This window comes from Sphingopyxis sp. (assembly GCF_016463645.1).
Classification (GTDB): Bacteria; Pseudomonadota; Alphaproteobacteria; order Sphingomonadales; family Sphingomonadaceae; genus Sphingopyxis.
The window spans coordinates 1-7,003 of record NZ_JAEMQX010000034.1; the positions used below are offsets into that span (position 1 = coordinate 1).

10 protein-coding genes are annotated in these 7,003 nt (G+C 67.2%); all 10 read right to left on the reverse strand.

Going from position 1 to position 7,003, the window contains the following annotated elements; all coding sequences use genetic code 11:
* Window positions 1-537: KUP/HAK/KT family potassium transporter (locus JHC57_RS09450; protein ID WP_294029749.1), on the reverse strand; the 537-nt coding region annotated here is incomplete at its 3' end.
* 39 nt (window positions 538-576) lie between these two features.
* The gene (locus tag JHC57_RS09455; RefSeq protein WP_294029750.1) at window positions 577-1,251 is read right to left on the reverse strand and encodes a tetratricopeptide repeat protein; all 675 of its coding nucleotides are present in this window, start codon (window positions 1,249-1,251) and stop codon (window positions 577-579) included.
* A complete protein-coding gene (locus tag JHC57_RS09460) occupies window positions 1,248-1,679 on the reverse strand; it encodes a cytochrome c-type biogenesis protein (RefSeq protein WP_294029751.1) in 432 nt (143 codons plus the stop codon). The genes JHC57_RS09455 and JHC57_RS09460 overlap by 4 nt, the downstream gene beginning before the upstream one ends.
* Entirely contained in the window at window positions 1,676-2,206 is a 531-nt protein-coding gene (locus JHC57_RS09465; protein WP_294029752.1) for a DsbE family thiol:disulfide interchange protein, read from the reverse strand. Before JHC57_RS09465 ends, JHC57_RS09460 begins: the two co-directional genes overlap by 4 nt.
* Window positions 2,203-4,173 (reverse strand): heme lyase CcmF/NrfE family subunit, encoded by a 1,971-nt coding sequence (locus tag JHC57_RS09470; protein ID WP_294029753.1) that lies wholly within the window; start codon window positions 4,171-4,173, stop codon window positions 2,203-2,205. Before JHC57_RS09470 ends, JHC57_RS09465 begins: the two co-directional genes overlap by 4 nt.
* Window positions 4,170-4,607 carry a cytochrome c maturation protein CcmE gene (gene ccmE, locus JHC57_RS09475; RefSeq protein WP_294029754.1) on the reverse strand — a complete coding sequence of 146 codons (438 nt, stop codon included), beginning with the start codon at window positions 4,605-4,607 and terminating at the stop codon, window positions 4,170-4,172. The genes JHC57_RS09470 and ccmE overlap by 4 nt, the downstream gene beginning before the upstream one ends.
* Window positions 4,604-4,759 (reverse strand): hypothetical protein, encoded by a 156-nt coding sequence (locus JHC57_RS09480; protein WP_294029755.1) that lies wholly within the window; start codon window positions 4,757-4,759, stop codon window positions 4,604-4,606. Before JHC57_RS09480 ends, ccmE begins: the two co-directional genes overlap by 4 nt.
* A 3-nt stretch (window positions 4,760-4,762) precedes the next feature.
* On the reverse strand, window positions 4,763-5,497 hold the full coding sequence (gene ccmC, locus JHC57_RS09485; RefSeq protein ID WP_294029756.1) for a heme ABC transporter permease CcmC: 735 nt from the start codon (window positions 5,495-5,497) through the stop codon (window positions 4,763-4,765).
* Window positions 5,498-5,645: 148 nt separating this feature from the next.
* Window positions 5,646-5,999, reverse strand: a complete 354-nt coding sequence (locus JHC57_RS09490; protein WP_294029757.1) for a YbaN family protein — start codon at window positions 5,997-5,999, stop codon at window positions 5,646-5,648.
* Between the two features lie 86 nt (window positions 6,000-6,085).
* The coding region (locus tag JHC57_RS09495) for a Glu/Leu/Phe/Val dehydrogenase family protein (protein WP_294029758.1) at window positions 6,086-7,003 on the reverse strand (918 nt) is incomplete at its 5' end.

Genomic DNA, 7,003 nt, shown 5'->3' on the forward strand with positions numbered 1-7,003 from the left:
CCCGATCAGGATCGCGAGCGCGATCGGCACGATATAGGGCTCGAACCCCTTGTTGACGTAGCTCAGCCCCTCGGTCGCCGAGAGCACCGACATCGCCGGCGTGATCATGCTGTCGCCATAGAAGAGCGCCGTCGCGAACACGCCGAGCAGCACGATCGGCCAGGTCCAGCGCTTGCCCTCCGACGACCGGCTGATCAGCGCGAGCAAGGCAAGGCTGCCCCCCTCGCCCTTGTTGTCGGCCTTCATGATCGTCAGCACATATTTGAAGGTGACGACGAGCATCATCGACCAGAAGACGAGGCTCAGCACACCATAGATATGCAGCCGGTCGGCCTCGATCGGGTGATGCCCGGCAAAGGTCTCGCGGAACGCGTAGAGCGGACTGGTGCCGATGTCGCCGAACACGACGCCGATCGCGCCGACGGCAAGCTTCAGCCTGCTATCGCCATGATGTCCATGGCCGTGATGGCCGGTATCGACAGCAGCCGGAGCGATGCTCGACGCACCTTCGGCCGCCTGTTGCGACTCAGCAGTCATCGCGCGCCTTTAGACGAGCCCGCGCCTTTGTAATAGGTTTCAATTCGGGACGCCCGCGGGTGGTGGTGCGGTGGAGGACGCCTCGGGCGGCACCTGCGGTCCCAACGCCTGCCTGAGCTGCCCCAGCCGCATCTCGAGGTCTCTCCGCCAAGGCGCATCGGCGGGACTGCGCGCCAGAAGCCCGCTCCACACCGCCTCGGCACCCTTGAGGTCGCCGCCCTGCGCGAGCGCGAGCCCCGCGAAGAAGGGCGGCGCCGGATGCGACGGGTCACGCTTCGCCGCCTCGTCGAAGGCGAGCGCCGCCGCGGGCGACATCATGCCGCCGCCATGCGCCGCGAGCGCATTGCCCAGCCCGACCCACAGGTCGACATTGTCGGGATATCTCTCGAGCCCCTTTTCGAGCGTCTTCGCGGCCAGCTCGGTCTTCCCCGTGCGCGCGAAACCGTCCGACATGCCGAGCCACTGCGCCGCCGGACCGAAGCGCTCGGCCATCCCCTGCCGCTGATCGGTCAGCGCCTTGCCGAAATTCTCGGGCTCATCGAGCACCGCGACGGGCTTGCCGGGCAGTGCGGGGCTACCCTGCAGCGCATAGCCGGCAAGTCCGAGCATCACCGCCGCCCCCGCCAGCGGCCGCGCCGCCGCGGGCAATTTGCCGAGCCAGAAGATGCCGCCGATCGTCAGCGCCGCCGCAAGAATGACCCAGAGCCAGATCATGGCGCATCCTCCGCATCGTCGCCGCCGCGCCGGAACCGCCCGAACGCCAGCCAGCCGCCGATCGCGAGGAACAGCAGCGGTCCAAGCCACAGCAAGGAGGTCGCCATGTCGAACGGCGGATCATAGGTCACCCAATTGCCATAGCGCGCGACGAGCCACGCCTTGATCTCGCCGGGGCTCTCGCCCGCGGCGATCTTGGTCCGCACCTCGTGCCGCATGTCGCCCGCCAGCGGCGCATCCGAATCGGCAATCGACTGCCCCTGGCAGACGAGACAGCGAAGCTCCTCCATGAGCTTCTTCGCGCGCGCTTCCTGCGCGGGGTCCTTGAGCTGCTGATAGGCATAGGGCGCGGGCGGCAGCCGGTCCTGCGCCGCGAGCGGCAGCGCCAGCGCGCCGAGCAGGCAAAGGAGAAACAGCCGCAGCGTCACTTCATCGCCTCGAGCCTGGCGACGATTTCAGGCACCTGATCGGCGAGGATCACGCCCTGAATCTGCTCGCGGATAATCCCCTTGCCGTCGATCAGGAAGGTTTCGGGCACGCCCGACGACCCCAATGCGATCTGCACGCTGCTCTGCATGTCGGACCCGATGCGGTCGAACGGATTGCCATATTCGCGCAGGAACATCGCGACATCGTCGGGCCGGTCGCGGATCGCGATGCCGTCGATCGGCACACCCGCGGCCTTCAACGCCTCAAGCTGCGGCGCCTCGGCGCGGCACGGGATGCACCAGCTGGCAAAGACGTTGACCAGCCGCGGTTTGCCGTCGGCGAGCTGGCTGCTCTTCAACCCCTCGACGCCGGCGGTCGCCGGCGGCAGGTCGAACAAGGGCATCGGCTTGTTGATCCATTGCGACTGGATCAGCGTTTCGGCGGGTGTCACCAGCCGATAGATGAAGGCGCCGAACAGCAGCCCCATGATCGCCAGCGGCACGAACAGGACCCAGCGGTTCTTCATGGTGCGAAACGCTCCTCCAGTTTGCGGCTGCGCCGGGCGCGCCAGATCGCCAGCAATTGCGCGCGGCCGAGGAGCGACAGCGCCGCGCCGATCGCGATCAGCGCGCCGCCGAGCCAGATCCACCACACCAGCGGTTTCCACCACAGCCGGATCTGATAGCGATCGGCAGTGCCGTCGGCGCTTGGCACCGGCTGCCCCAGCACGGCATAGAGCTGCCCGCCCGGTCGCGTCAGCAGTGCCGCTTCGTTGGTTTCGGTCGGCGCGGTGCCCATCAGGCCGGGGAAAGTGCGCGCTTCCGGCCGCATCGTGAAGCTGCTGCCCGACGATGTCGTCGCGACCAGCGTCCCCTCGATCGCGGTATAATTCGGCCCCGCCACGGGTTTCACCCCGGCGAACCTGACCGAGAAATCGCCGATCTTCATCTCCTCGCCAGGCGCCGCGGCGACCAGCCGTTCCTTGATGAACGCGCTTTCGGCACCCATGCCGGCGAGACACACCGCGACGCCGAAATGCGCGACGACCATGCCCCAGGTCGGCAGCGGCGTGCGGCGAAGGTTGCGGCCCCAGAGCGGCGCGAGGCTCGCGACCGCGACCACGCCCGCGACCGTCATGCCGAGCAAGGGCAATATCCCGACCTTGCCCCCGAACAGCACGAGACCGAACAGCACGACCGCCCCCGCAAAGATCGCGAGCGGCAGCCGCGACCACAATTTCTTGCCGTCGTCCCTGCGCCAGCTCAGCAGCGGCCCCGCGACCATCACAAGGCACAGGACCAGCGCGAGCGGCCCCGCAACGCGATTATAATAGGGCGGGCCGACCGAAATCTTCTCGCCCATCGCCTCGGCGACGATCGGATAGAGCGTGCCGAGCAGCACGAGCGCGAGGATCGTCGTCAGCAGCAGATTGTTGATCACCAGCGAGCCCTCGCGGCTCAGCAGCGCGAATTTCTTGCCCTCGGCGACCGCCCCGGCGCGCAGCGCGAACAGTGTCAGCGCGCCGCCGATATAGATCGCCATCAGCACGAGCAGGAAGGTCCCGCGCTCGGGGTCGACCGCGAAGCTGTGAACACTCGTCAGCAGGCCCGACCGGACGATGAAGGTGCCGACCATCGACATCGAGAAGCCGATCACCGCGAGCATCACCGTCCACGCGCGCAAGGCATTGCGCGTCGCGGTCACCGCGACCGAATGGAGCAGGGCCGCGCCCGCGAGCCACGGCACGAGCGAGACATTCTCGACCGGGTCCCAGAACCACCAGCCGCCCCAGCCAAGTTCGTAATAGGCCCAGTAACTGCCCGCCGTGATGCCGAGCGTCAGGAAAATCCAGCTTCCGAGCACCCACGGCCGCATCGCGCGCGCGAAGGCGGGGCCGATCTCGCGCGTGATCAGCGCGCCGACCGCGAAGCTGAACGCGACCGAAAGGCCGACATAACCGACGTAAAGCGTCGGCGGATGGAAGGCGAGCCCGATGTCCTGCAGCAGCGGGTTGAGCCCCTGTCCGTCGGGCGGCGCCACCGGCAGCCGCTTGAACGGGTTCGATGAAAACAGGAGAAACGCAAAGAAGCCGAGGCTCAGCGCAGCCTGCGCCGCCAATGTCGCGACCAGCGTATCCTCGCGCAGCCGTTTCTCGAAGATCGCGATCAGTCCGCCCGACAGCGACAGGATCATCAGCCACAGCAGCATCGATCCTTCGTGATTGCCCCACGTCCCCGCGATCTTGAAGATCATCGGTTTCAGGCTGTTGCTGTTGCGCGCGACCAGTTCGACCGACATGTCCGATCGCACGAACAGCGCGATCAACAGGCCGAAGGCCGCGGCAGTGAGCACGCCCTGCGCGACGCTCGCCGGCCGCACAAGCGCCGCCAGATCCCTGGGTCCGCCGCGCAGGAACAAGGTCCCCGCGACGAGCGACAGGCACGCGAGCGCAGCCGCGATCCACAACAGGGCCAGACCCAGTTCGGCGATCATGTCGTTGCCGGCGCCTTCATATTCTTCGGCATATCGCCCATCTGCGGCGGCATATAGCGCTCGTCATGCTTGGCGAGGATGCGATCGGCGACGAAAATCCCGTCGGCGCGCATCCGGCCGTCGGCGACCATGCCCGATTCTTCGCCGAACAGGTCGGGGACGATGCCCTTATATTCGACCGGCACCGAGGCCTTGCCATCGGTCGCGACGAAGCGGATCGTCAGGCCGTCGGCCTGCCGTTTGATGCTGCCCTTGACGACCATGCCGCCCAGCCGCATCGGCTCATCGACCGCCGTCTTGCCACCCTGAATTTCGACCGGTGTGCGGAAATAAGCCGCCTCGTCGCGCAGCGCGCTCGCTGCGAGCACCCCTGCGCCGCCGATGCCGCAGAGCGCGACCAGCGCCAGAATCAGCCGTTGATGCTTGGCCTTCACTTACGATCCTTTCGCAGTGCATCGCTGCGCTTTTCGGCCTTTTTCATCGCGCGCCAGTTCGTCCAGAGCACTGCGCCGGTCAATATGATTGTCAGCCCGTAGGCCGCGGCGACAAACGCCCATTGACCGCCCCCGCTGATCGCCCCCGTCACGCGTCAAATCTCCTCGTCGTCCGCAAGCCGCCTGAGCCGCGCCGCGACGCGGTTGTCGGCGATGATCCGCCGCATCCGCATCAACACGATGGCGCCGAATAGCAGCGAAAAACCGAATACGGTCAAGCCCAGCGGCCACAGCAGCGCACCGTCGATGCTCGATCCGCGCAGCGTGATGCTCGGTCCCTGGTGCAGGCTGTTCCACCACACGACGCTGCGGTTGATGATCGGGATGTTGATCGCGCCGACGAGCGCATAGACCGCAGCTCCGCGCGACAGCGAGCCACCCTGCCTTTGCCCGTCGTCGCCGCTCGTCAGCGCAATGAAGCCTGCATAGAGAAACAGGAGGACGAGCATCGAGGTCATCCGTCCGTCCCATTCCCACCACGTCCCCCAGGTCGGGCGACCCCAGATCGATCCCGTTGCGAGACACAGCGCGGTGAACAGCATCCCCGGCACCGCGATCGCGCGCGCTGCGATGCCCGACAGCGGATGGCGCCAGACGAGCTGGATCAGCCCCGCGATCGCGAGCGACGTCCAGCCGCCCATACCGAGCCATGCCGAGGGGACATGGACATAAAGAATGCGTGCGGTTTCGCCCTGCTTGTAATCGCCCGGCACCATCGCGAGCCCCGCCCAGGCGCCACCGAGCACGAGCAACAGCCCGACGCCGAGCAGCCACGGCGTCAGCGGCTTGGCGATCGCCAGAAAACGGGTCGGATTGGCGTAGGCGTGCATCGGTTCGCGTCGTCCTTAGGCGAGCCGGACAGGAGGGTCCAGCAATTTGCCCGGTGCGACCCGGCGGGGCCCGTGTTGCCCGGGCGGGACGAGGCGTCAAGAGTCCGGCGCGCCCCGGCACCTCCCTCACGAAAATTGAATGAACCTTTCAACCCTCGGGTCGCGTCCAGATCCAGCTCCCGGTCACGGCGGCGGCGATCACCGGCAGCATCACCCACGGCCAGGGCGAAAAGATCGCGGCCAGCACGATACTCAGCGCAAAGGCCGCGGTCGCGGCGATCTTGCCCTTGCGGCTGATCGCGCCCTTCTCGCGCCACGCGACGATATGATGTCCGAAATGCGGGTGGGTCAGCAGCCAGGTCTCGAGCCGCGGCGACGAGCGCGCGAAACAGAAGGCCGCGAGAATCACGAACGGCACGGTCGGCAGAAGCGGCAGGAAAGCGCCGATCGCGCCGAGTCCCAGCGAAGCCCAGCCTGCGACCAGATAGAAATGCCGTTTCATCAGGGGCTGGCTTAGCGGAAATGAACGTCCGCACCACCAATATCGTCATCCCGGCGAAAGCCGGGATGACGATCGGGACAGACGGGTCAACCCCGACCGATCAGCTTCTGCGCCATACGGTCGGCGACGACCGAGGCCGGCGTGCCGCTCGCCTTGCTCTCGGCCCAGATCTCGGCCAGCCTGCCCGGAATCTGGTGGATGCGGCTTTCGACTTCCTCGCGGCTGCCCTGCCCCAGATATTCGAGCGCGACGTTGATGATGCCGCCCGCGTTGATCACATAATCGGGGGCATAGACGATGCCGCGGTCGTGCACGCGCTGGCCATCAGCGGCGGTCGCGAGCTGGTTGTTCGCGCCGCCCGCGACGATCGGCACGCGGAGCTTCCCGATGCTTTGCTCGGTCAGGATCGCGCCCAGGGCATTGGGGCTGAGCACATCGGCCTCGATCTCCATGATCGCCGCCGAATCGGCGAGCTCGGCGCCGAGTTCCTCGGCCAGCGCCTTCGCGCGCGCCAGATTGACGTCGGCGAGGGTCAGCTTGGCGCCCTCGGCCGCGAGCCGCCGCGCGACGCCGCCGCCGACGCTGCCGACGCCCTGGATCGCGATATGCACGCCCTTCGCATCATCGGTGCCGAGGCCCTGCCTGATCGCCGCCTTGATGCCCAGATAGACACCGAGTGCGGTGAACGGCCCCGGATCGCCGCCGGCATCGGCGCCGCTCGCGACGGGAAGCCCGCTGACATGCTTCGTCTGCTTCGCGATCTCGACCATGTCGGCGTCGGTGATCCCGACGTCCTCGGCGGTCACATAGGCACCGCCGAGCGAATCGACCGCGCGGCCGAACGCCGCAAGCAGTTCGGGGGTCTTCGCGCCATTCTCGTCGGCCAGGATCACGCCCTTGCCGCCGCCCATCGGCAGGCCCGCCATCGCATTCTTGTAGCTCATGCCGCGCGACAGGCGCAGCGCGTCGGTGATCGCGGCGGCGCGCTGCGGATAATGCCAGTA